A 24,841-nucleotide genomic window follows, 5' to 3' on the forward strand; every position below is an offset into this window, starting at 1 on the left:
TAATTTCGTGTATAATAGATAGAGAGGTGATAAAGGTGTATAGTTATTATTATATGTACAACAATCCTTATTATTTAATCGGAATGGGATTAGTAATGATAGGTGTTGTATTAATGTTAATTGCGCAAGCAAAAGTAAAATCAAGTTACAGTAAATATTCAAAAGTAGCAAATAGTAGAGGAAGTACTGGTTATCAAATAGCAAGAGATATGTTAGATAACAACGGATTACGTGATGTTAGTATTAATATGGTAAAAGGAACAATGACAGATTTTTATAATCCGAAAGATAGATCAGTAAATCTTTCAACCAAAGTGTATAATGATGCTACAATTGCTTCTTTAGCAATTGCTGCCCATGAATGTGGTCATGCGATTCAACATAACGAAGGATATCAACCATTAGTCTTTAGAAATACTATTTTACCAGTATGTAATATTGGTCAAACAGTAGGGTGGATTGCAGTAATAATTGGTCTTTTGTTTAGTAATTTATCGATAGCATGGTTTGGTGTTCTAGCAATGTCTGGAATTTTATTGTTCCAAGTAGTTACTCTACCAGTAGAATTTGATGCATCAGCTAGAGCATTAGAAATTCTAAAAACTAGATATTTAACAACGGATGAATATGGTGGAGCTAAAAAAGTTTTATCTGCTGCAGCATTAACATACGTCGCAGCAATGCTTGCAACATTAATGAGTTTATTGCGTATTGCTTTATTAGTTGTAGGATCAAATAGAGATTAAAGTGATTTAATGCTTTTTTCTCTTTTTTTTTTATAGTATAATGTTGTATGGAGGTGGAGTATGGTAGTTTTGAGAAAACATCGTTTTAAGATTCTTTTTTCTTTTGTTTTAGTACTAGTTTTAGGCGCTTTTGCTTTTTTATATTGTGTCCACATTCCATATGTTGAAAATCAAAGCAATTTAATTACTATTCGTAATCAAATCTTAGAAGATAATCAATTAGTTTATGATGACTATTTTTATCAGTATAGTGATGAAAATATTTACTATATTATTCGTGTCCTTCAAAGTGATACAAGCACTTATTTAGTATATGATCAATACTTAAACGAATTGGATTCGTTTAGGTATGATGTAAAAGAAGAAAGCTTTATTCAAGAAGTATTCTTTTCACGTTATAGTGTTGAATGTGGATCAATTGAAGTTGCATATGAAAATGAACGTTTTGTATATTTTGTAAAATATACAGGAGAGGAAGGGTTGATCTATGCGTATTATGATTTGTACAGTGGACAATTCATAAAAGGTATTCAATTATAGGTGAGTTATGATTAAATATATAAGTGATATTAAATGTATTGACTATTCAAAGTTATTAATGATGCGAGCAAAACAATTAGATATTCAAAGTGATGAATGTCTTGTGTTATTGTATTTGTTAGAGTTGAATGATAGTGGGATAAGAAGTATTACACCAGTTGTATTAGCAAAGTATGTAACTTATACAACAAAACAATTAGATGCTATTTTAAGAAGTTTAATGGTGAAAAAGTTAATAGTTAATAAGGGTGGAACAATTGAATTATTAAATCTAAATCAATTATTATTATCACAAGAAAAAGAAGTAGAAGAAGTAAAAGAAGATTTAATTAGTATTTTTGAATCTGAATTTGGAAGATCATTATCTCCTTTTGAATTAACATCAATAAGAGAATGGTTAATGGAAGAAAAGTTTGAAGAAGAAACAGTCTTATTGGCACTAAAAGAAGCAGTGAAGAGTAATGCTGTATCGTTACGATATATTGAAGCAATCTTACAAAATTGGAAGAAAAATGGTATCTCTAGAAGGTTTGTAGATCAACCTGAAAAAAGTATGGCACCAGTTAGTAATTATGATTGGATTAATAAATGAGAAAAGTAGATGTTGAAGTAATTATTGATTATTTTGAAGAACTTTTTCCTGATGCTGATTGTGAATTAAATCATCGTAATAATTTAGAATTATTAATTGCTGTCATGTTATCTGCACAAACTACAGATCAAAGTGTTAATAAGTTAACAAATACTTTATTTGAGAAGTATCATAGTGCAAAAGATTATGCAAATGCTCCCATAGAACAATTAGAACAAGATATTAAATCAATTGGTTTGTATCGTAATAAAGCAAAGAACTTAAAATTAATGGCAATCAAATTGTTGGAAGAATTTAATGGGGATGTTCCTAGTGATCATGAGGCTTTAACTAGTTTGCCTGGTGTTGGTCGTAAAACAGCGAATGTGGTTCAATCAGTAGGATTTGATATTCCTGCTTTTGCAGTAGATACTCATGTTGAACGTATCTCAAAACGTTTAAAATTCGCTAAAAACACCGATTCTGTTTTAATGGTAGAAAAGAAAGTAACAAAAGCGATTCCTAGAGATAAATGGAATAAAGCTCATCATCAATTTATATTTTTTGGAAGATACTTTTGTAAAGCACAAAATCCTAATTGTAAAGAATGTAAAATAAGTGATTTGTGTCGTAAAAAAAATAGAATTTAAAACATACTAGTTACCTTGTATGTATGATAAAAAACCCTCTATTCATATAGAGGGTTTTTAAGGATTAGTGAGTTGTATCTTGAGATGAGTCGTCACTAACTTCGTTTATTGTTACAGTAAAGTATTTTGTTGGAGCCCAAACAGTTCCACAACTTTCGTTTATTTCAATAGTATAAGTTCCAGCTGTATAGAATGTATGGCTATAGTCTGTATGAGTAGAAGATTCAATTAAAGTATTTGAGCTATCAAATAAATCATAAGTGATGACACTATCATCTCTTTGAGTTACAACACTAAATGAAATTGAGTTACCAACTTCAATAGAGCTATCACTCGATAAGGCTGTTCCACCACTCGATACCGTCAAAAAAATGTCTTCTAAACTAAATAGTCCCTCCCCAACAGTAACTGTTATTGTATTTGAAGTTATGGAAGAAGAGTTTGCATAACTGTAATATCCAGTTACTAATACTTCTGATGTAGGAGTATAATTAATAGTTCCCGTAGCTTGATTTAATGATTCTGTATATAAAGTTTCTAGTGTTTCACTATCTTGAACTGTAACAGTATAAACTACTAAACCAAAAGAAGAAGTATAAGAATTATAACTTTCATCCGTTGTCGCTTCAATTGGATCATAAGCACTAAATGTAACATCAATACCACTAGTACCAATACTAGCTTCAAATGTTTCTAATGTACCACAAGTTAAAGAATCATATGTAGTAGAAGGATAAGTCCCAGACTTAAACCAACCAGAATAAACATCACTGCTAGGTGTATCATCTGTTGCAGCAACATAAGGATATAAACCTTTTACAATGCTACCGTATGTTAATCCAGGATTACTTGGATAAGAATTTTCAACACCATCACTTGTTAATTCTTTCCACATTGCATTAGCAAACTGTCTTGCTAAGGTAGTATACCCATTCATAGATTGTGGATTATCCGAAAGAGTAGTGTAGTCATAACCACACCAAACAGCCATTGCATAATCTGGGTTATAAGTAGCAACCCAACTATCTTTGGCACTACCTTCAGAAATTCCATAATTATTAGAACCCCAGTTTGAAGTACCAGTTTTTGCACATATTTGGCCAAAATTAAAGTATGTTCCATAACTTCCAGTACTAGAATAGTCTGACATCGTTTCTTTTATCATAAATGCAGTTTCATCAGAAATTGCTTCTGTTGCATTTGCTTGAACTTCTTCATCAATCATGATATCTTCATCACTATTAACAATATCAATATAATTAATAGTATGTGATTCATAAGCAGTACCACCATTAGAAACAGTAGCATACATACTTGTTAACTCGATTGGACTTAATCCATTATTCCATCCACCAATAGCATAAGCGATATTAACTTCTTCACCAGTCATATCAATTTGGAATCCTTCTAAATAATCATAATATCCACTAGAACCAATTTGACTAACCACCGAATCAAAAGTCCAAACAGCACATGTATTCCATGAACTATATAAAGCATCAGAAATAGTCATTTGACCATGCGTGCCACCCGATGTACCATCCCAGTTGCTAGGATTATAATTGTTCTTATCATATTCCAAATCCTCTACCGTATGAGCAGTAGACCAATCCAGGAATTCATAGGCCGCGCCATAATCAATAATTGGTTTCAATGAAGAACCAGGTTGCTGTTTTGTATCCGCACGATTATAATCAAAAACAGTATAATCACGTCCACCAATAACCGCAATAATTCTTCCATTATCGACATCTTCTATTGATGCAGCTATTTGCATATCATCATTAGGGAAACTCAAATCATTTTCTACAATATCATAAGCATATTGTTGTGTTTCCACATCTAAATACGTATAAATATTCATTTGTGTTTCTAATGGATCTAAACCAGTAGAATCACGAACTTCTTGATCCACTAAATCAATATAAGCAGCTAAGGCATTGTCAGAAGAATTGGAACCAGTATTATCTAACATGTTTTCCACACTTACCGCTTTTGCAAGCTCACATTCATCTTCCGTAATATATCCATGATATAACATTAAATCTAAAATAATATCACGACGTTGAGTAGCTAACTCTAAATTATAATAAGGATCATAAGAACTTGGTGAATTTAATGTACCAGCAAGCAATGCAGCTTCTGGCAATGTTAATTCACTAACATCCTTATTAAAATAATAATTACTAGCCGCTGCAATACCAATAGATGATAACGAACGTCCATAATAAATACTATTTAAATATAAAGATAAAGTTTCTTCTTTACTAATTTCTTCCGTTGCTTGAATTGCTAAGAACATTTCACTAATCTTTAATGTAATCGTTCTTGATTCACCATCATAATAAGACTTCTTAATTAACTGTTGCGTAATAGTAGAAGCACCTCCACCACTTTCAAAGTTAGTTGCAATATTCGTAATTGCAGCAACTAATAAACGAGGTAAATCAAATCCATTATGCTCAAAGAATCTTGAATCCTCTGCAGAAACAACCGCATCAATTAATACTTGAGGTAATTCATCATAAGTGACATTCACACGATCCCCATTGACATCATCACCATATGTATAAACTACTTCACCATCCTCATCATAAATCTTTGAGGCTTCTGCCGAATATAATTTTTCTACATCAAAAGCTTCTGTTTCTTGAATAACATTATAAGCAAAGTATCCAACAACACCACCGACAGCAATACACCCGACGATAAAAAGAAAAATGAAAATTCTAAGCCATTTCACTTTCTTTAAAAAAGATAAAAATTTCTTCCATATTTTTCCCATAGTTTTCCTCCTAAAAGTAAATATTGTCAACAACCTTTAAATAATCCAGACGAGGATTATATCCTTGACTAATTAAATGACCACAAGATTGGACAGTTTGATATGTAATATGTTTTTGTTCTTTAAAATACGCATCAATAATAAACGATGCATCAACTAAGTATACCTCATTTAGTGTAGTAAAAGCAATAATTACGAAAGCAATACCACCATGTTTTACAATATGAGATAAATGATTGATTTGATGAATTGATATATTTGAAAATGGAAAACTCATTTTCCTTGTTTCTTTTGCCTCAAAATCAATATATTTAGCTCGATAAATACCATTATAATCCGTTGTAGAAGGAGTTCGATAATAAGCTTCCACTATTTTTGCACTACTTCTAACAGGATAATCTACTTTTACTATTGAAACAGGTGTTGGCTTTTTATAGATAACTGCCTTATCAATTGATAGATAATAACTATTCGTTAAGTTCAACTCTTCTTCTAAAGCCATCCCACGATGACTACTAGATTGTTTTGATGAAGCTATATTCTTTTTTGCATTTGGATAATTTACCATTTCATCACTCCTTTGAAGCATTATAACATAATTTTATAAAAAGGAAAATTTAGCAATGAAATAATCCTTGCAATTTATGACATTTTTTGTAAAATTATAGAGAAGGGGGATTTTAAAAATGGAAAAAAATATTCAATTAAGTCCTAAAAAAATTGTCTCAAAAGAGTTTAAAATTGATTTTAAAGGTTATAATGCAATGGAAGTAGATTTCTTTTTAGATACAGTTGTCAAAGATTATGAACTTTTTGCTGCAATGTTAAATGAATCATATGATAAAATAGATTCTTTAGAAGAACAACTTATTGCAAATAAAGCAGTAATTGCTGACTTACAAAAAGAAAAGCTTGTCCAAGAAGATAATATTCAAGCATTAGAAGAAAATATTTCTTCTAACGTAGATATCTTAAAAAGATTATCTGCTTTAGAAAAAGCAGTATATAATCAAAATAGATAAAAAATCATTGTAATATTTTTATTATATAGTAAAATAAGTAATGCTTATGAGAGTTGATTGCTACATTAGTAGAGGAAAGTCCGCGCATCCACAGACTGAAATGTTTGTAGTGTTTGTACTCAATCCAATAAATTGAGGCAGGTAACTGACGACAGGCCTAAGACCTAAGCGATAAAGTAAGGTTGTTAAGTCAAAAAGTGCCACAGAAACTATATCTATTTGAAAAAATAGGCTGAAAAGAGGTAAACTCTGCAAGGATGAAACCCAAATTTGGTAGGGGAATTAGGTAAAAGGAATAACAATGGATACCTAAATGCATTGCATAGATAAATAATCGACTGAAAAACAGAACGCGGCTTATCAGAATAAGCATCTATTAAAAGCTATTTTATAGCTTTTTTTATTATGTGAATAAAGAAATGAATAAAATTGTCTATTTATACAAAAACTAGAATAAATACAACCTTCTTTAGGTTGTGAAAATAAAAAAACATGTTATAATTATTTTGAAAATTTATAAATTGTAGGAGGTAGAAGTATGATCACACTTAGTGATAAATTAAAAAAAGCAAGAGAAGACAAAAAAATGACGGTTGAGGAGTTATCGTTATTAACACGTATTTCTGCTACCCAAATAAGATCAATTGAATCAGGTAAGTCTGATTTATTTATAGGAGATGAACAATACTTAAAGATGTATTTAAAACGTATTGCCATTGCATTAGAATTAGACGAAGATCATTTCTTTGATGAGTTTTATGCTTGGACACAAGGAGTTTCTTTAGAACAAATTGAAGAAGCTATTGCTAGTCAAGAGACAAAGAATGCACCTAAAGAAAAGAAACTAAGCGAACATGTTAATGAATCAATTCGTCATGCTAAGCAAAAACAAGCATATTCGAGAAATAAAACACATGTATATGAAGATAAATATATTACAAGATTTTTAAAATATGCAGTGATTGGATGTTTAATTATTGCTTTATTTTTCTTGTTATGGAAAGTAGTTTCTTTAACAAATCAATTAGAAGCAGATTATGTTGAACCAAATATTGGAAGTGTTGAAAACAATGATGAAGTAGAAGATATTATTCCTGAAGAAGAAACTGAAGTGGAAGAAGAGGATGATTTAGTATCAAGTAGTGTCACTATTAGTAGTGATGATGGAACTATATTCAATGTTGGTGGTATTTTAGAAGGAGAAATCTTCACATTAGAAATAACATTCCAAGAAGAAACAGCATTTAGTTTATGGAATGGTGGGATGATTGACGGTTCTTATAAAGCAAATTATCAAATTGATGAGAAATATACATACGAAACTACTTGTGAACCAAATACTACTTATGTATTAAATTTCTGGTCTTTAGAAAATACAATTGTAAAAGTAAATGGAAATATTGTTGAATATGATGCAAATGATGTGGAAGTCCGTGATGGAGTATACTATTTAAGAATAGTATTAACAGGAGAATAAGATGAATACTCCTAATAAATTAACGTTACTAAGAATTGCATTTGTACCATTTATAATTCTTATTTATTTATTTCCTTATAGTAGTTTTGGAATCATTGTTCCAAATGTTGTAGTAGGAACAGTTTCTTTGAATATGATTAAATTAATTGTTTTTGTGTTATTTGTAATGGCTTCTTTTACTGATTTTTTAGATGGACATATTGCTAGAAAATATCATTTAATTACTACTTTTGGAAAGTTTGCTGATCCAATTGCAGATAAATTATTAGTTAATACTATTTTGTTATTACTAGCAAGTGATCAAACGATACCAATTATTATTTGTATTATTATGATTGCTAGAGATATTGTGGTTGATGCTATTCGTTTAGTTGCTAGTGGACAAAATCGTGTTTTGGCTGCAAGTAATTTAGGAAAACTGAAAACAGTGTGTCAAATGATTGCAATAGGATTGTTGTTATTAGACAATTTCCCATTTGTATTTTTAAATATTGAGATGGATTTAATTATGATATGGGTTGCTACTTTTGTTTCATTTTATAGTGGCTTTGATTATTTTATGAAAAATAAAGATATTTTAATGGAGACAATGTAATGGAAGCACTTGTCTCTTTATTGAATCAACATCATTTGAGTATTAGTAGTGTAGAAAGCTTTACAGTTGGTAAGTTTGCTAGTACATTAGGTGCAATACCTGGTGTTTCTAAGGTATACAAAGGGAGTTTTATCACTTATCAAAATCAATGTAAAGAAGAAATTTTAAAAATAGATGCTAGTGATATTATTCAATATGGTGTGGTTAGTAAAGAAATAGCACAGTTCATGGTTGAAAATGGGAATGAATTATTAAAGACTGATATTTGTGTTTCTTTTACTGGAAATGCTGGTCCTGAAGCAATGGAAAATAAACCAGTTGGTCGAGTGTATATTGGGATTATGTTTTTAGGTAAAGTAGAAGTATATGAGCTTACTTTACAAGGAAGTCGTGAAAATATTCAAAATAGAGCAATTCAGTTTGTAATTGATACATTAAGTGATAAAATAAAAGAAATTGATAAAAAATAAACGTATAAATATATAGGAGGGGAAATATATGGCAGAAGCAAAAGATAAAACACAAGAGAAAAAACAACAAGCATTAGATGATGCAATTAAACAAATTGAAAAACAGTATGGGAAAGGATCAGTAATGCGCTTAGGTGATCGTAGTGCAGTGAATGTAGATGTTATTCCATCGGGATCTTTAACACTTGATATTGCATTAGGAGTTGGTGGTTACCCTAAAGGGCGTATTGTTGAAATTTATGGTCCTGAATCAAGCGGGAAAACAACATTAACATTACATGCTATCGCAGAAGTTCAAAAACAAGGTGGACGTGCTGCTTTTATTGATGCAGAGCATGCTATTGATCCAGAATATGCTAGAAATTTAGGCGTGAATATTGATGAATTAATTTTGTCACAACCTGATTCTGGTGAACAAGGTTTAGAAATAGCCGAAACATTAGTGCGTTCTGGTGCTATTGATTTAGTTGTTATTGATTCCGTTGCTGCGCTTGTACCACAAGTTGAGTTGGATGGTGAAATGGGTGACTCACAAATGGGTCTGCAAGCTCGTTTAATGTCCAAAGCATTACGTAAGTTATCAGGAGTAATGAATAAAACAACATGTACTATTATCTTTATTAATCAATTAAGAGAAAAGATAGGAGTTATGTTTGGGAATCCAGAAACAACAACAGGTGGACGTGCATTAAAATTCTATTCTACGATTCGTATTGAAATAAGACGTAGTGAAGCAATTAAAATAGGAACTGAAATTACAGGAAATAAAACAAATATTAAGGTTGTTAAAAATAAAGTAGCACCACCATTTAAATCAACACAAGTTGATATTATTTATGGGAAAGGTATTTCACGTACTGGAGAGGTTATTGATTTAGCGGTTGATAAAGATATCGTTGATAAAGCAGGGGCATGGTATGCGTATAAGGGAGAAAAAATTGGTCAGGGTAGAGAAAATGCAAAAGCATTCCTTGAACAACACCCAGTAATTATGGAAGAAATTACAGATGCAATCAAAGCAACTTTTGAAATTGTTGAAGAAATCCAAGAATAGGAGTATTTACTCCTTTTTTTGTTGTAATAAGAAGGTATTTATGCAATAATATTCTAGCAAACCAAAGGAGGAAATTGTGATGATTACAACACAAAATGTATCACTACGTTATGGTGATCGTGCCTTATTCGAAAATGTTTCTGTAAAGTTTACAGAAGGGAACTGTTATGGTGTTATTGGTGCCAATGGTGCTGGTAAATCAACATTCTTAAAAATATTATCTGGAGAAATAGAACCTAATAAAGGGGATGTAGTAATTGAACCAGGAAAACGTTTATCTGTTTTAAAACAAGATCATTTTGCTTATGAAGAAAATGGAGTTATTGAAACAGTAGTAATGGGGAACAAAAGATTATTTGAAATAATGCAAGAAAAAGAAGTTTTATATGCTAAACCCGATTTTAATGATGAAGATGGAATTCGTTTAGGAGAACTTGAAGGTGAGTTCGCTGATATGGATGGATGGAATGCAGAAGTAGATGCTGAAATTTTATTAAATGGATTGGGTGTAACAACAGAATTTCATGAATTAAAGATGAAAGATTTAGAAGGGGCTCAAAAAGTAAAAGTATTACTTGCGCAAGCTTTATTTGGTAACCCAGATATTCTTTTATTAGATGAACCGACAAACAATTTAGATTTAGATAGTATTCGTTGGTTAGAAAACTTTTTATTAAACTTTAGAAATACTGTGATTGTTATTTCCCATGACCGTTATTTCTTAAACAAAGTATGTACACATATTGCAGATATTGACTATAGTAAAATACAGTTATATGTAGGGAACTACGATTTTTGGTATGAATATAGCCAATTACAAACACAGCAAGCAAAAGACTTAAATAAACGTCAAGAAGCTAAGAAAAAAGAATTAGAAGACTTTATTGCTCGTTTTAGTGCGAATGCATCAAAAGCAAAACAAGCAACTTCACGTAAAAAATTATTAGATAATTTAGAAATGGCAGATATAAAACCATCTCTTAGAAGATATCCTTTTATTGCTTTTAAAGCAGGTAGAGAAGTAGGGAATATTATTTTAAATGTAGAAGGTTTAACTAAAACTGTGAATGGTGTAAAATTAATAGATAATGTTTCATTCTCTATTAACGCTAATGAAAAAGTAGCAGTGGTCGGGGATGATAATGCTGTTACTACGTTATTTAAAATAATTGAAGGTGAAATGGAACCAGATGCTGGTACATTCCAATGGGGTGTAACTACTTCACAATCTTATTTTCCAAAAGATAATTCAAGTTTCTTTAATGAATGTGAGTTATCATTAGTAGATTGGTTACGTCAATTCTCACCTGTAGATGCTTATGAACAAGATTTAAGAGGTTGGCTAGGTAGAATGTTGTTCTCTGGTGAAGAAGCGCTTAAAAAAGCGAATGTTTTATCAGGAGGAGAGAAAGTACGTTGTATGCTTGCTAAAATGATGATGCAAGATGCAAATGTTTTAGTATTTGATGATCCTACGAACCATTTAGACTTAGAAAGTATTCAAGCATTAAACCAAGGATTAATGCAGTTTAAAGAAAATATTTTATTTGCAAGCCATGACCATCAATTCATTCAAACGGTTGCAAATCGTATTATTGAAATTCAAGAAACTGGTGTTTTAGATCGTTTATCATCATATGATGAATATTTAGAATACAAAGATAATTTAAAATAATGAAAAAAGCTATCTTCGGATAGCTTTTTACATATCATGTTTTACTCTTTGACTTTCTTCTGCTTTTTTAGCATCATTGAATCGGTCTACTGTTCCAACTAAGTATCCAGTGATACGACGAATTCTTTCGAATTTTTTGGGTTGCATAACATAATCTAAATCCACAAATTCTCCATCTAATAAAATATTCAAAGATTTTAGTGATGAATTGGGGAATTTATCTTCTAAATATGCAACATATTGATCAATTTCATTTTGTTCTAAATAACCATTTTTAACTTCTATTTCCATAATGTCATCTCCTTGTTACTATTATAACAAATTTGTGATATAATGCATGAAATATGATTGATTACTTTTGTAATCGAAAATATTTGTAAACATCGATTATTTTTGATAAAATCATAAAAACAACTAGGAGGTAGATACCATGAAATTACATTTTACAAAAATGCATGCAATTGGTAATGATTATATATATTTTGATGGAATTAACCAAGAAGTACCAGTGGATAAAGAATTCATTAGTACGATTAGTGATCGTCATAAAGGAGTAGGAGGAGACGGTATTATCGTTATTTTGCCTTCTGACAAATATGACTTCCGTATGCGAATGTTTAATATTGATGGTAGTGAAGCAATGATGTGTGGAAATGGAATTCGTTGTTTTGCTAAGTTTTGTTATGATCATCGTTTAACAGATAAAAAGATACTTTCTGTGGAAACAAAGGCAGGATTACGTATTGTTCACTTATTGTTTTCAAATGGAGAGGTAGTTGGTGCTAGAGTTGATATGCAAGAACCAATATTGACTGCAAAAGAAGTTCCTGTTATTTTTTCAAAAGAAAAAATGATTAATGAATTAATGATTGTGGACAATAGAAAGTTCTATGTAACAGCTGTTTCAATGGGGAATCCCCATGCTGTTATCTTTGTTGATGACTTAAATTTTGATATTGAAAGAATAGGTCCACACTTTGAACATCACCCTTTATTTCCAGAATCTGTAAATACAGAGTTTGTTCAAGTGATTAATAAGCACTATGTAAAAATGCGTGTTTGGGAAAGAGGATCTGGTGAAACTCAAGCATGTGGTACTGGAGCTTGTGCTGTTATGGTAGCATCTTATTTGTTGGAAAAAACAGCAAATCAAGTGATGGTAGGATTAGAAGGTGGAAAACTGGATATTGAATATGTTGATGGACATGTTTGGATGGAAGGGGAAGCTGTCAATGTTTTTGAAGGAATTTATACATATGAAAAGGAGAAAGAGGAATGTTAGTAGATGCAAATGAAATTATTAAATATATTGGAAATGCAACAAAAGTTACACCTGTAAAACTATATGTAAATGGAACTGATTTACCAAAAGTAGAAGGTTGTAAATGTTTTGGAGATACAAATAGTTTAGTTATTATGGGGGATATTTTAGTTATCGAACAATATTTAGTGGATAACGCAAGTAAGATTACAGAATCTCATTTAGAATATGATCGTCGTAATAGTGCGATTCCACTATTAGATACAACGCATATTAATGCCCGCATTGAACCAGGAGTATTTATTCGTGATCAAGTAGTAATAGAAGATAATGCTGTTATTATGATGGGTGCTGTTATCAATATTGGTGCTGTTATTGGAGAAGGTACGATGATTGATATGGGAGCTATTTTAGGTGGCCGTGCTACGGTTGGAAAACGTTGTCATATTGGTGCTGGAACAGTATTAGCAGGGGTTATTGAACCACCTAGTGCTTCACCAGTTATTGTTGAAGATGATGTTGTTATTGGTGCAAATGCTGTTGTTATTGAAGGTGTTCGTATTGGAAAAGGTGCAGTAGTTGGTGCTGGAAGTATTGTTACCAAAGATGTACCAGCTGGTGCTGTTGTAGTTGGTAATCCAGCTCGTATTGTAAAAGATTTAAAAGATGCTCAAACAGAGAGTAAAACAGAATTAATGGATGATTTAAGAAAGTTATAAGAGGGTACATATGGAAGATGTAAAAACATGGAGACAATGTTTACATCAAATACCGGAATTAGGCTTAGAAGAATTTAAAACAACAGCCTATTTAAAAGAAGTTCTAACTTCATTAGGGTATCAACCTATTGATTTGCTAGAGACAGGTGTTTATGTGTTCATTGACAACCAAAAAGAAACAACACTAGCTTTTCGTAGTGATATTGATGCTTTAGCAATTCAAGAAGCAAATGATGTAGAATATGCATCGACTCATCAAGGGTATATGCATGCTTGTGGACATGATGGACATATGGCAGCTTTGTTAGGGTTTGCTAAGAAGTTAAAAGAATCAAAAAATGATTTTGCTCATAATTTCTTATTGCTATTTCAGCCTGCTGAAGAGTCTCCAGGAGGAGCTAAATTAGTAGTAGAAACAGGTTTGTTATTAGAATATAATGTTCAAGCTATTTTTGGAATGCATTTAATGCCATTTATTGAAGAAGGAACTATTGCTTGTAAAAGTGGTGCATTTATGGCTACGAATGGAGAATTGGATATTGAGATTATTGGTAAAAGTGCTCATGCTGGATTGTATCATCAAGGTATTGATAGTATTGTGATTGCAACTCAACTAATAAGTCAATATCAAACTATTGTTAGTAGAATGCTTTCCCCATTTGAACCTAGTGTTATTCATATTGGAAATATTGAGGGCGGGAGTGCCCGTAATATTGTAGCTGATAAAACTGTTTTAAAAGGGACTATTCGTGCCTTTGATGAAAAAGCATATCAATTAATTGCCGATAAAGTTTTAGAAATAAATAAAGGAATGGAACAAGCATATGACTGTACAATTCATTGTACATGTCCTCCAATGTATCCTCCTGTTATTAATGATGAAAACTTATATCTAAAATTTAAAGAAAATATGATAGGGAATTATATAGAACTAAAAGAACCATTTATGTTAGCAGAAGACTTTTCTTATTATCAAAAAGAAGTACCAGGAATATTCTTCTTTTTAGGAACAAAAACAGAACAATATACAAGTGGTTTACATACTGAAACATTTAATTTTAATGAAACTGTTTTAGAAAAAGCAATTGAAACATATTACCAGCTAGCTTGTAATATGTAGGGGGAGGATTTGAATGAATTATTTGGAACAATCAAAAGAAGTGTTTTTACACGCTTATGGAAGATATGATATTACTATGGATCATGGAAAAGGTGTTTATTTATATGATGTTAATGGAAAAAAATACTTAGACTTTTATTCTGGAATTGGAGTAAATTCTTTTGGTCATGCTTATCCATTATATGTTGAAAAAATGCAAGAACAATTAACAAAAGTAATGCATGTATCAAATTATTTTAATACAGTTGTTTCTATTGATGCAGCCAAAGTAGTTTGTGAAACAATCGGAATGGATAAAATATTTTTTACTAATTCTGGTACAGAAGCTACGGAAGGTGCTTTAAAATTAGCACGTAAATATTATTATTTAAAACATCAAAAAACAGATAGTGAAATTATTTCTTTTCACCAATCATTTCATGGTCGTTCAACAGGGGCATTACGTTTAACAGGAAATGAAGGGTATCAAAAGGCTTTTGGTCCTTTAATTGATGGTGTTCACCATGCTATATTAAATGATATAGAAAGTGTAAAAACATTAATAAATGAACGTACTTGTGCCATTATCTTAGAACCTGTTCAAGGTGAAGGTGGTTTGACTGTTTGTAAAAAAGAATTTATTTTAGAACTACGTCAATTATGTACAGATCATGATATTGTTTTTATTTTTGATGAAGTTCAATCAGGAATGGGACGTACTGGAACAATTATGACTTATAAGCAATTTGATATTACACCGGATATTGTTTGTATGGCAAAAGGCCTAGGCGCTGGTTTTCCAGTTGGTGCTTTTGCAGCAAATGGAGCAATAGCAGATGCTTTACAACCAGGAGATCATGGAACTACCTATGGTGGTAATCCAATGGCTGGTATGGCTGTCAAAACAGTATTTGAAATATTAGAAAAAGAGAATTTAGTGGAACATGTTGCATTGATTGGGAAATATTTAGAACAAGAGTTAAATAAGCTTGTTGAAAAATATGATTGTATAGTTGAAAGAAGAGGATTGGGTTTAATGCAAGGACTTGTGTTTGATCATCCTGTTGGAGATTATATCAAAAAAGCACAGGCAAAGGGATTAATCTTTGTTAGTGCTGGTGCGAATGTTATTCGTTTGTTACCACCATTTATTATTGAAGAGGCTCATGTTGATCAGTTTGTTTCTATTTTAGAAGAAATTATGAAAGAAGCATAAGCTTCTTTTTTTTATTCAACAAACTCATTTAGATGATTTCAATAATAAGTTATTTATCATTCTTTTTTAAAGCAATTTTTAAGTTTCAAACGTATATATTATTGAGGTGATTTGATGAATAAAGGAATATGTTATCAAGATGATATAACGAGTTGCGGTAGTGCTTGTGTGCAAATGATTTTACTTCATTTTCAAAGAAGAGTAGAGTTAAAAGAAATAAAACATTATTGTAAGAATAATGATAATGGGACAAGTGTATATGGAATGTTACAGTGTTTAAAACACTATCATTTACAAAGCAAAGCTTATCATGCTTCATTAGATGATATTCAAGCAAACGGGAAATACCCTTGTATTGTTTTAATGCTTCACAAAGATTTATATCATTATGTTGTTTTGTATAAACTAGAAAAAGGAATAGTTTTTATAAAAGATCCTGGAGAAGGTTATATTAAGATGACGATAAAAGAGTTTGAAAAAGCATATCAAGGGACAGTTATTATGATAGAAGAAGTAGGTATTCCATTAGAAAAAGAATCTTTTCATTCTATTTATCAATTTTATAAAGAACATTTAAAAGATCAAAAAATAAATATCTTAAAAATATCTGGATTTACTATCTTAGTAACAATAGGAAATATATTATTATCTTATTATTTTCAAATATATATAGATACTTTGTTAGAAACGTCACTATTTTATTTTTTAAGTATAACGTGTATCTTTGTTGTAATTTATGTTATAAAGGCATTATTACATTATGGTCATCAAATATGTTTAGAGTATATTTATAAAGAAAATAATGAAAAGTATATTTTACGGACAATGCAAAATATGCTATATCTAAAAACAAGTGATATCCAAAAACAAAAAGTAGGAACTTTAATGAACAAAATAAAGGGCTTATCTTCGATGACAAAATTTATGAGTAATTTATATAGTGTTTTGTTTATTGATAGTGTCATCTTAATTAGTGTTTTTCTAGTCCTTTTTTATCAAGGGAGGGGCTTTGCGTTATTTTTTATAGTAGATATGTTTGTTATGATGATTATTACTTATTATTTAATGAAAAGAATACAAAAAAGTACTCGTAAAAATATTGTAAAAGAAGATGAAGTGAATACTGTATTTTTAGAAGGTTGTGAGAATTTGATGAATATTCAACAATTTGGATATCGTACTTTTTTTAAAGAAAAGCTTCAGCATTTTTATACTGCTAGTCAATATTATGAAGTGGAAAAAAATAAAGATTATTATTTATTAGAGTTCGTCATAGAATTAGTAATCCAGGGAAGTATGTATATCATGATGATTTATTGTTATTTCTTATTTCGTCAAGATATGATTAGTGTTGGTAAGATTTTCTTTATTTATATGTTGATAAGTTATTGTATGGAACCAATGGTAGAAATTGTCTCTTTGTTTTTAGAATGGAAACAACAAACTATTATTTTTTCAAGATACAAAGATTTACTTCCTAATAAACAACATAAGACAAAGAAAATAAAAAAGATTGTTAGTTTAGAGTGTAATTACATAAGTTATAGTTACGATTATCATAGAACTATCTTTTCTAAGTATGATATCCTGATTGATAAGTCCATTATACTTAGTGGAGAAAATGGTTGTGGTAAAACTACATTATGTCATTTGTTAATGGGATTTGATCAAGTAGATAGTGGAGAAGTGCTGATTAATGGGATCAATATACAAGAGATTGATCAAGCAAGTTTGTATAAAAGGATGATTTATTTACATAAAAATCCAGCTTTTTTTCATGAAACAGTCTTGTTTAATATCATTGGTTATCGTCAAGAGTTACGTGAAAGTGCTATTGAGTTATTGCAACTATTTCAAAGTAATGATATTATAGAAAAACTGGATTTAATAATGGATAGTGATAACTTTTCAAGTGGACAATTACAGTTAATCATGCTAGTCCGTGCTTTCGTTATTAATCCAGATGTTTTAATACTAGATGAAGCTACTAGTAATGTAGATAAAATAAAGGAAAAGCTTATATTTGACTATTTAGAAACGAAACAAGAAAATATGATTATAATACTGATAAGTCATCATACAAAGTTAGTGAATCTTGACTTTGAATATGTTATAATTAATAAAATTCAAAAAGAAGTAGGAGAGACCAATGGAAATTGATTTAGCGTATTTAGATGAAGATAATTTATTATCTACTAATTATCAAGAAATATATGAAAATATTATTCGTGAAGCTTGCAATCATCTACAGTTAGTAGATGATTTAGAACTATCTTGTATTATTGTAGATGATCATAAAATTCATGAAATTAATAAAGAATATCGAAACATTGATCGTTCTACCGATGTTATTAGTTTTGCTTTAGAAGATAATGAACAATTTTATTGTCCAGGTCAGCCTAGGTGTTTAGGAGATATATTTATTTCAAATGAACATGCGATTAGTCAAGCTAAGGAATACAATCATACATTAGATCGAGAAATGTGTTTTTTGTTTACTCATGGACTATTGCATCTATTAGGTTATGATCATATGGAAGAAAAAGAAGAACAAGAAATGATTGCGTTACAAAAGATAATATTAGATAAAGTAGGAATGGAGAGAGTATAATGGACTATCAAGATTTAATGAATAGAGCACTAGAAGCAAGAAAAAATGCATATAATCCTTATTCTAACTATGGTGTTGGTGCTTGTGTAGCGTTAAAAGATGGCACTTTTATTGTTGGGGCCAATATTGAAAATGCAGCCTATGGATCAACAATGTGTGCAGAACGTAATGCGATTTATGCAACATATAGCCAAGGATATCGTAGAAATGATATTCTCGCAATTGCAATAGCTGGCAAAGGAGATGATGTTTGTACACCTTGTGGAGCATGTCGTCAAGTCTTAGCAGAATTGTTAGATAAACATACACCAGTTATTTTATCAAATGAAGAAAAATATATTGTTACGAATATGGAAGAATTATTACCAAGAATGTTTACAGGAGAATTTTTATAATGTTTAAATCAGGATTTATTAGTATTGTAGGGAGACCTAACGTAGGAAAATCAACTTTATTGAATGGTATTTTAGAAACGAAATTAGCGATTATGTCAGATGTTGCACAGACTACTAGAAATACGATTCAAGGAATATATACAGATGAACAATCACAAATGATTTTTATGGATACACCAGGTATCCATAAACCTCAAGATCGATTGGGAACTTTTATGAACTCAACTGCATTAAATAGTATTTTTGGAGTAGATGTTGTCTTGTTTATGGCACCATGTAATGAGGCTATAGGAAAAGGCGATAAGTTTATTTTGGAAAGACTAAAAGAAGCAGATGGTCCAGTATTTTTGATTTTATCAAAAATAGATTTGTTACCAAGAGAAAAAGTAATGGAAAAATTACAAGAATGGACTTCGTTATATGATTTTAAAGAGATTATTCCAATAAGTTCTTTGGAAAATAACAATATTACTACTTTATTAGATGTAATTAAACAATATTTACCAGAAGGACATATGTATTATCCAAAAGATCAAATGACAGATCATCCAGAACGTTTTGTAATGGCTGAGTTTATTCGTGAAAAGATTTTATATTTTACAAGAGAAGAAGTACCACATAGTGTTGCTATTGTGATTGAAAGAATGCAAGTAGCAGAAGATGGGGTGATGGAGATATATGCAACCATTGTTGTAGATCGTCAAAGTCAAAAAGGGATTATCGTAGGGAAACAAGGTGCGATGATTCAAAAAATCCGTAAAAATGCAAAAAGAGATATGACTCGTTTTTTACAGACACAAGTTCATTTAGAGTTGTTTGTAAAAGTAGAACGTGATTGGAGAAATAAGGAGAAATACTTAAAAGAATTTGGTTATAACGAAGATGACTACTAAACAAAGTGAAGTAGTCGAAGGTTTTGTTTTAAAGAGTACTCCTTATAAAGAAAGAGATGTTTTATTACAAGTATATACCAAGGAATATGGGAAAATAACAATTCATGCAAGAGGTATTCAAAGTCCTAAAAGTAAAAATAGAGCAGCTTGTTTAACCTTAACTTTGTCACAATTTACGATTATTTATAAAGAAGGTATTTCTAGTTTGGTAAAAGCTAGTATTATTCATGAATATCGTATTTTAAAACAAAGTATTGAATTGGAAATTTTTGCTAGTTTTATCTTAGAGTATTTATTAGTAATGACAGAAAGTCATGAACCAGACAGTGATATTTATCAAAATGCTTTTATAGCTTTTGAAAAGTTAGAACAAGGTTATTCCTATTATTTGATTTATGCACTATTTATTGCTTTTATTTTACGTATTCATGGTTGTTCATTAGTGGTGGATGGTTGCATAGAATGTGGAAGAAAGGATCATTTGACTAGAATTAGTTATAGTGGTGGTTTTGTTTGTGAAGAGTGTGCAACTAAGTTTGATAAACCTTATGATTTAGATGTTTTAAGAGCTTTTCGTTATATCAACTTATGTCCTATGGATAAAGTAGACTGTTTAGATATGGAGGAAGCAATTATTTTAGAAGTTGCAAAAACAATGCAACAGTTTTTAGATGAGTTTAGTGGTATAAATTTTAAAACTAAAAAATTTATAAAATCACTTTTAATTTAGAGTTTCAAAGAAAGAGAGAGAATACATGCAAAATTTTTTACCTACAAATAAACAAGAAATGGAAGAAAGAGGATGGAGTCAACCAGACTTTGTTTATATTTCAGGAGATGCTTATGTAGATCATCCTTCTTTTGGGGCGGCTATTATTTGTAAAGTCTTAGAAAGTAGAGGCTTTAAGGTGTGCTTTCTTGCTCAACCAGATTGGCACTCTGTAGAAGAGTTTCAACAATTTGGAAAACCTAGGTTAGGATTTTTAATTTCTTCTGGTAATATTGATTCAATGGTGAATCATTATACGGTAAGTAAAAAAAGAAGACATAAAGATTTGTATACGCCAGGTAGTGAAGGGTTTAAAAGACCGGATAGAGCAGTTATCGTATATAGTCAGATGGCACGACAAGCTTTTAAGGATGCTACTATTATTATTGGTGGGGTTGAAGCGAGTTTAAGACGTTTGGCACATTATGATTATTGGGATGATAAGGTTAGAAAATCAATTATTATTGATGCAAACGCTGATTTGTTATTATATGGTATGGGTGAAAATAGTATTATTGAGGTGGCAGAAGCGTTAGATAGTGGCTTAGAACCTAAATATTTAACTTATTTAGATGGAATTGTTTATAAAACAAAATCAATTGATCATCTCGAAAAACCAATTATGTTACCTAGTTATAAAGAAATTTGTGAAAGCAAAGAAAATTATGCAAAATCATTTTTACAACAATATTTAAATACAGACCATTTTGTAGCTAAAGTATTAGTAGAATCTTATTCAGGATGGTATGTAGTTCAAAATAGACCGAATCGTCCATTAACACAAAGAGAATTTGATCGTGCTTATTCTTTAGATTATGCTCGTGACTATCATCCGAGTTATAAAGCAATAGGGCATGTTCCAGCAATTGATGAAGTTAAATTTTCTTTAATTAGTAATCGTGGTTGTTTTGGATCGTGTAATTTTTGTGCATTAACGTTCCATCAAGGCAGACAAATGCAAGCTAGATCTCATGAGTCATTGTTATCAGAGGCATCAAAAATGGTTTGGGAACCTGATTTTAAGGGATATATTCATGATGTTGGTGGGCCTACTGCAAACTTTAGACAGCCTAGCTGTCAAAAACAAGTGAAGCATGGTACTTGTCCAACAAAACAGTGTTTATGGCCAAAACCATGTAAAAGCCTAAATGTGACACATCAAGATTACAAAGAACTTTTAGATAAATTGACGCAATTACCAAATGTAAAAAAAGTATTCGTTCGTTCTGGTATTCGTTATGATTATCTAATGTATGATAAAGATGAAACATTCTTCCGTTCTTTAGTAAAGAACCATATTAGTGGACAACTTAAAGTTGCACCGGAACATATTAGTGATCGTGTTTTATCTAAAATGGGGAAACCAGCTAGAGGATTATATGAAGAATTTGTTGAGAAATATTATAAAATAAATGCTGAATATGGTAAAAATCAATATTTAGTACCTTATTTAATGTCTTCTCATCCAGGTAGTGATATTCATGCAGCAATTGAATTAGCTGAATATTTACGAGATATTAAACATCAACCAGAACAGGTTCAAGATTTTTATCCAACCCCTGGAACATTATCAACAGCAATGTATTACACAGAATTAGATCCACGTGATATGACACCGGTATACGTACCTAAAACACAAAAAGAAAAAGCAATGCAACGAGCATTAATTCAATATAAAAATCCTAAGAACTATGATTTAGTACTTAATGCTTTGAAATTAGCAAAACGTGAAGATTTAATCGGTCATGGTAAAAATTGTTTAATTGCACCGAGAAAAAACAAATATCATGAAAATCGTTCTTATCAATCAAAGAATAATCAACAAAACTATCGTAAAAAACGCTAGAGGGGAGAATGTCTAATGAAAAACAGTGGAACATTTACATCGTGCACAAATACACATTTATATTATGATTTATACGTTCCACAGATCTTTATTAGACCCCGTGGTATTGTTCAAATTCACCATGGTTTAGGTGAATATCGAGATCGATATATTAATTTTGCAAAATTTTTAAGACAAGAAGGTTATATTGTAGTGATTATTGATTTTCCTGGTCATGGAACATCCTTATATCAATTTGAACAAGGCTATTTTGGAGAAGGAATGATTCAAGATACGCTTGTTAAAGATATTCATCATGTTTTGATGACAACAAAAGAAGCTTATCCTGATTTGCCTTATTTCATCATAGGTAACCAGTTTTCAACACTTGTTGTAAGACAATATTTAAGTCTTTATGGGGAATTTGTTGAAGGAGCTATCTTAATTTCTCCGGGACATTTTCATGATTATAAGACATTTTGTCGCTATGTTAAGATTAGTGAAATGTTAAAAGGAAATATGTATCGTAGTAAAAGAGTAAAGAGAATATTAGATTATCAGTTTAATCAAGAGTTACAAGGGGATTCTAATACAGCTAATTATTTAACTGGTGATATAGAAGAATTGGATGCTTATTTAGAAGATCCAATGACAAATTTTGTTTATACCAATAAAGCTTATCATCAAATTATTCAATTATCAAAGTTGGTAAATTCGGCCAGTTATTTCCAAAATGTTATTCATGATGTTTCCATTTATTTTATAAGCGGAAAATTTGATAACTTTGGTAAAGAAGGAAAAGTAGCAAAACAATTATTTGAAAAATATAAAAAAGCAGGAGTCATTGATGTAGACTTCCAAACATTTGATAGTAAAAGACAAGACTTATTACATGAGGTAAATAAAAGTGAAGTATATGAAAATATATTAGCTTGGCTAAATGCACGTACCTTTATGTAATACCCTTATTGTTGGTTGACAAGACACCACTATAAGGGTATATTAGTTGTATATTTAAACTTTTAAAATTTCTACAAAATAGACTTGGAATATGAATTCCGAGTCTATGTTTTTATGACAAAGGAGAAAAGAAAATGGCAAAAAAAGAAATGGACATTATCGTAAATCATGCAAAAGCATCAGGGTTTGTATATCAAGGTTCTGAAATTTATGATGGATTGGCAAACACTTGGGATTATGGTCCTTTAGGTGTTGAAATGAAAAACAATATTAAACGTTTATGGTGGAAACGTTTTATTCAAGAATCACCATTAAATGTAGGGTTAGATTCTGCAATCTTTATGAATCCTAGAGTTTGGGAAGCATCAGGACATGTTGGGGGATTCTCGGATCCTTTGATTGATTGTAAATCATGTAAGACAAGACATCGTGCTGATAAATTAATTGAAGAACATGATGAAAATGTACATAGTGAAGGATGGTCTAATGAAGAAACAATGGACTATATTCGTAAAGTTGGTATTGTTTGTCCAAAATGTGGTAAACAAGATTTCACAGATGTACGTCAGTTTAAATTGATGTTTGAAACACATATGGGAGTGATTGAAGATGCAAAGGATGTTGTTTATTTACGTCCAGAAACGGCGCAAGGAATCTTTGTTAATTTTAAAAATATTCAAAGAACTTCAAGAAAGAAAGTTCCTTTTGGAATTGGACAAATTGGAAAGTCATTTAGAAATGAGATTACTCCAGGTAACTTTATTTTTAGAACAAGAGAATTTGAACAAATGGAATTAGAATTTTTCTGTAAACCAGATACTGATTTAGAATGGTTTGAATATTGGAGAAGCCAATGTCATCTATTCTTAATGGATTTAGGATTAAACTCAGAAAATGTTCGTTTCCGTGATCATGAAAAAGAAGAATTGTCATTCTATTCGAAAGCAACAAGTGATATTGAATATGCATATCCATTTGGTTGGGGTGAATTATGGGGAATTGCTGATCGTACGAATTATGATTTATCTCGTCATATGGAATTTTCTAAAAAAAGTTTAGAATATTTAGATCCTGAAACAAATGAAAAGTATATTCCTTATGTTATTGAACCATCAGTAGGTGCAGATCGTTTATTCTTATCTGTTTTATGTGATAGTTATCAAGAAGAGGAATTAGAAGGTGGAGATTCTAGAACAGTAATGAAATTACATCCTAGTGTAGCACCTTATAAAGTGGCTGTTTTACCTTTAACTAAAAAACAAAGTGAAAAAGCAACGGAAATATATCAGTTATTAGCAAAAGAATTTATGTGTGAATATGATCTAGCTGGTCAAATTGGAAAGAGATATCGTCGTCAAGATGCTATTGGAACACCATATTGTGTTACTGTTGATTTTGATACATTAGATGATAATGCTGTTACTATTCGTGATCGTGATACGATGGAACAAATTCGTTTACCAATTGATCAATTAGTAAGTTATATTAGTGAAAAAATTAAATTTTAA

General features: G+C 30.5%; 25 protein-coding genes and 1 other RNA gene. 23 read left to right on the top strand and 3 right to left on the bottom strand.

Going from position 1 to position 24,841, the window contains the following annotated elements:
- Positions 1–35 precede the first annotated feature (35 nt).
- From LRR82_RS03975 to nth, 4 genes are read left to right on the top strand one after another with little or no spacing between them, the layout of a single operon-like run.
- Positions 36–746: a zinc metallopeptidase gene (locus LRR82_RS03975; RefSeq protein ID WP_249030233.1), complete on the top strand. Its 711-nt coding sequence runs from the start codon at positions 36–38 to the stop codon at positions 744–746.
- Positions 747–806: 60 nt separating this feature from the next.
- Positions 807–1,286: a hypothetical protein gene (locus tag LRR82_RS03980; RefSeq protein WP_249030234.1), complete on the top strand. Its 480-nt coding sequence runs from the start codon at positions 807–809 to the stop codon at positions 1,284–1,286.
- Positions 1,287–1,293: 7 nt separating this feature from the next.
- The gene (locus LRR82_RS03985) at positions 1,294–1,878 is read left to right on the top strand and encodes a DnaD domain-containing protein (protein WP_249030235.1); all 585 of its coding nucleotides are present in this window, start codon (positions 1,294–1,296) and stop codon (positions 1,876–1,878) included.
- On the top strand, positions 1,875–2,507 hold the full coding sequence (gene nth, locus LRR82_RS03990; protein ID WP_249030236.1) for an endonuclease III: 633 nt from the start codon (positions 1,875–1,877) through the stop codon (positions 2,505–2,507). Before LRR82_RS03985 ends, nth begins: the two co-directional genes overlap by 4 nt.
- 64 nt (positions 2,508–2,571) lie before the next feature.
- Here the strand turns inward: nth and LRR82_RS03995 are convergent, their stop codons facing one another.
- Entirely contained in the window at positions 2,572–5,292 is a 2,721-nt protein-coding gene (locus LRR82_RS03995) for a transglycosylase domain-containing protein (RefSeq protein WP_249030237.1), read from the bottom strand.
- A 10-nt stretch (positions 5,293–5,302) separates the two neighbouring features.
- On the bottom strand, positions 5,303–5,860 hold the full coding sequence (recU, locus tag LRR82_RS04000) for a Holliday junction resolvase RecU (protein WP_249030238.1): 558 nt from the start codon (positions 5,858–5,860) through the stop codon (positions 5,303–5,305).
- A gap of 118 nt (positions 5,861–5,978) precedes the next feature.
- On the opposite strand from recU, the gene LRR82_RS04005 reads away from it, so the two are divergent.
- The 7 genes from LRR82_RS04005 (at position 5,979) to LRR82_RS04035 (ending at position 11,585) form a co-directional block, all read left to right on the top strand.
- Positions 5,979–6,314, top strand: a complete 336-nt coding sequence (locus tag LRR82_RS04005) for a DivIVA domain-containing protein (RefSeq protein ID WP_249030239.1) — start codon at positions 5,979–5,981, stop codon at positions 6,312–6,314.
- Between the two features lie 44 nt (positions 6,315–6,358).
- An RNA gene (gene rnpB / locus LRR82_RS04010) (RNase P RNA component class B) lies at positions 6,359–6,677 on the top strand.
- Between the two features lie 175 nt (positions 6,678–6,852).
- Positions 6,853–7,791: a helix-turn-helix domain-containing protein gene (locus LRR82_RS04015; RefSeq protein ID WP_249030240.1), complete on the top strand. Its 939-nt coding sequence runs from the start codon at positions 6,853–6,855 to the stop codon at positions 7,789–7,791.
- A gap of 1 nt (position 7,792) precedes the next feature.
- A complete protein-coding gene (pgsA, locus tag LRR82_RS04020; protein ID WP_249030241.1) occupies positions 7,793–8,386 on the top strand; it encodes a CDP-diacylglycerol--glycerol-3-phosphate 3-phosphatidyltransferase in 594 nt (197 codons plus the stop codon).
- Complete coding sequence (locus tag LRR82_RS04025; RefSeq protein WP_249030242.1) at positions 8,386–8,856, top strand: CinA family protein; 471 nt, start codon at positions 8,386–8,388, stop codon at positions 8,854–8,856. The genes pgsA and LRR82_RS04025 overlap by 1 nt, the downstream gene beginning before the upstream one ends.
- 28 nt (positions 8,857–8,884) lie before the next feature.
- Positions 8,885–9,910 carry a recombinase RecA gene (recA, locus tag LRR82_RS04030; protein ID WP_249030243.1) on the top strand — a complete coding sequence of 342 codons (1,026 nt, stop codon included), beginning with the start codon at positions 8,885–8,887 and terminating at the stop codon, positions 9,908–9,910.
- A 79-nt stretch (positions 9,911–9,989) separates the two neighbouring features.
- Entirely contained in the window at positions 9,990–11,585 is a 1,596-nt protein-coding gene (locus LRR82_RS04035) for an ABC-F family ATP-binding cassette domain-containing protein (protein ID WP_249030244.1), read from the top strand.
- Between the two features lie 27 nt (positions 11,586–11,612).
- Here the strand turns inward: LRR82_RS04035 and nrdD are convergent, their stop codons facing one another.
- Positions 11,613–11,876 (bottom strand): anaerobic ribonucleoside-triphosphate reductase, encoded by a 264-nt coding sequence (gene nrdD / locus LRR82_RS04040; RefSeq protein ID WP_249030245.1) that lies wholly within the window; start codon positions 11,874–11,876, stop codon positions 11,613–11,615.
- Between the two features lie 139 nt (positions 11,877–12,015).
- On the opposite strand from nrdD, the gene dapF reads away from it, so the two are divergent.
- The 12 genes from dapF (at position 12,016) to LRR82_RS04100 (ending at position 24,841) form a co-directional block, all read left to right on the top strand.
- Entirely contained in the window at positions 12,016–12,867 is an 852-nt protein-coding gene (gene dapF, locus LRR82_RS04045) for a diaminopimelate epimerase (protein WP_249030246.1), read from the top strand.
- Positions 12,861–13,565 carry a 2,3,4,5-tetrahydropyridine-2,6-dicarboxylate N-acetyltransferase gene (gene dapD, locus LRR82_RS04050; protein WP_249030247.1) on the top strand — a complete coding sequence of 235 codons (705 nt, stop codon included), beginning with the start codon at positions 12,861–12,863 and terminating at the stop codon, positions 13,563–13,565. Before dapF ends, dapD begins: the two co-directional genes overlap by 7 nt.
- A gap of 10 nt (positions 13,566–13,575) precedes the next feature.
- The gene (locus LRR82_RS04055; protein ID WP_249030248.1) at positions 13,576–14,685 is read left to right on the top strand and encodes a M20 metallopeptidase family protein; all 1,110 of its coding nucleotides are present in this window, start codon (positions 13,576–13,578) and stop codon (positions 14,683–14,685) included.
- Between the two features lie 13 nt (positions 14,686–14,698).
- Positions 14,699–15,880: an aspartate aminotransferase family protein gene (locus LRR82_RS04060; protein WP_249030249.1), complete on the top strand. Its 1,182-nt coding sequence runs from the start codon at positions 14,699–14,701 to the stop codon at positions 15,878–15,880.
- Between the two features lie 114 nt (positions 15,881–15,994).
- Entirely contained in the window at positions 15,995–18,040 is a 2,046-nt protein-coding gene (locus LRR82_RS04065) for a cysteine peptidase family C39 domain-containing protein (RefSeq protein WP_249030250.1), read from the top strand.
- Positions 18,030–18,491 carry an rRNA maturation RNase YbeY gene (gene ybeY, locus LRR82_RS04070; RefSeq protein WP_249030251.1) on the top strand — a complete coding sequence of 154 codons (462 nt, stop codon included), beginning with the start codon at positions 18,030–18,032 and terminating at the stop codon, positions 18,489–18,491. Before LRR82_RS04065 ends, ybeY begins: the two co-directional genes overlap by 11 nt.
- Positions 18,491–18,886: a cytidine deaminase gene (cdd, locus tag LRR82_RS04075; protein ID WP_249030252.1), complete on the top strand. Its 396-nt coding sequence runs from the start codon at positions 18,491–18,493 to the stop codon at positions 18,884–18,886. Before ybeY ends, cdd begins: the two co-directional genes overlap by 1 nt.
- Positions 18,886–19,779: a GTPase Era gene (gene era / locus LRR82_RS04080; protein ID WP_249030253.1), complete on the top strand. Its 894-nt coding sequence runs from the start codon at positions 18,886–18,888 to the stop codon at positions 19,777–19,779. Before cdd ends, era begins: the two co-directional genes overlap by 1 nt.
- Positions 19,769–20,509, top strand: coding sequence for a DNA repair protein RecO (gene recO, locus LRR82_RS04085; protein WP_249030254.1), 741 nt, complete (start codon positions 19,769–19,771; stop codon positions 20,507–20,509). The genes era and recO overlap by 11 nt, the downstream gene beginning before the upstream one ends.
- Positions 20,510–20,534: 25 nt before the next feature.
- Positions 20,535–22,394: a YgiQ family radical SAM protein gene (locus LRR82_RS04090; protein WP_249030255.1), complete on the top strand. Its 1,860-nt coding sequence runs from the start codon at positions 20,535–20,537 to the stop codon at positions 22,392–22,394.
- Between the two features lie 15 nt (positions 22,395–22,409).
- Entirely contained in the window at positions 22,410–23,333 is a 924-nt protein-coding gene (locus LRR82_RS04095) for an alpha/beta fold hydrolase (RefSeq protein WP_249030256.1), read from the top strand.
- A gap of 134 nt (positions 23,334–23,467) precedes the next feature.
- Complete coding sequence (locus tag LRR82_RS04100; RefSeq protein WP_249030257.1) at positions 23,468–24,841, top strand: glycine--tRNA ligase; 1,374 nt, start codon at positions 23,468–23,470, stop codon at positions 24,839–24,841.

Origin of the sequence: Tannockella kyphosi (assembly GCF_021054785.1) — a bacterium.
Lineage (GTDB): Bacteria > Bacillota_I > Bacilli_A > Erysipelotrichales > Coprobacillaceae > Tannockella > Tannockella kyphosi.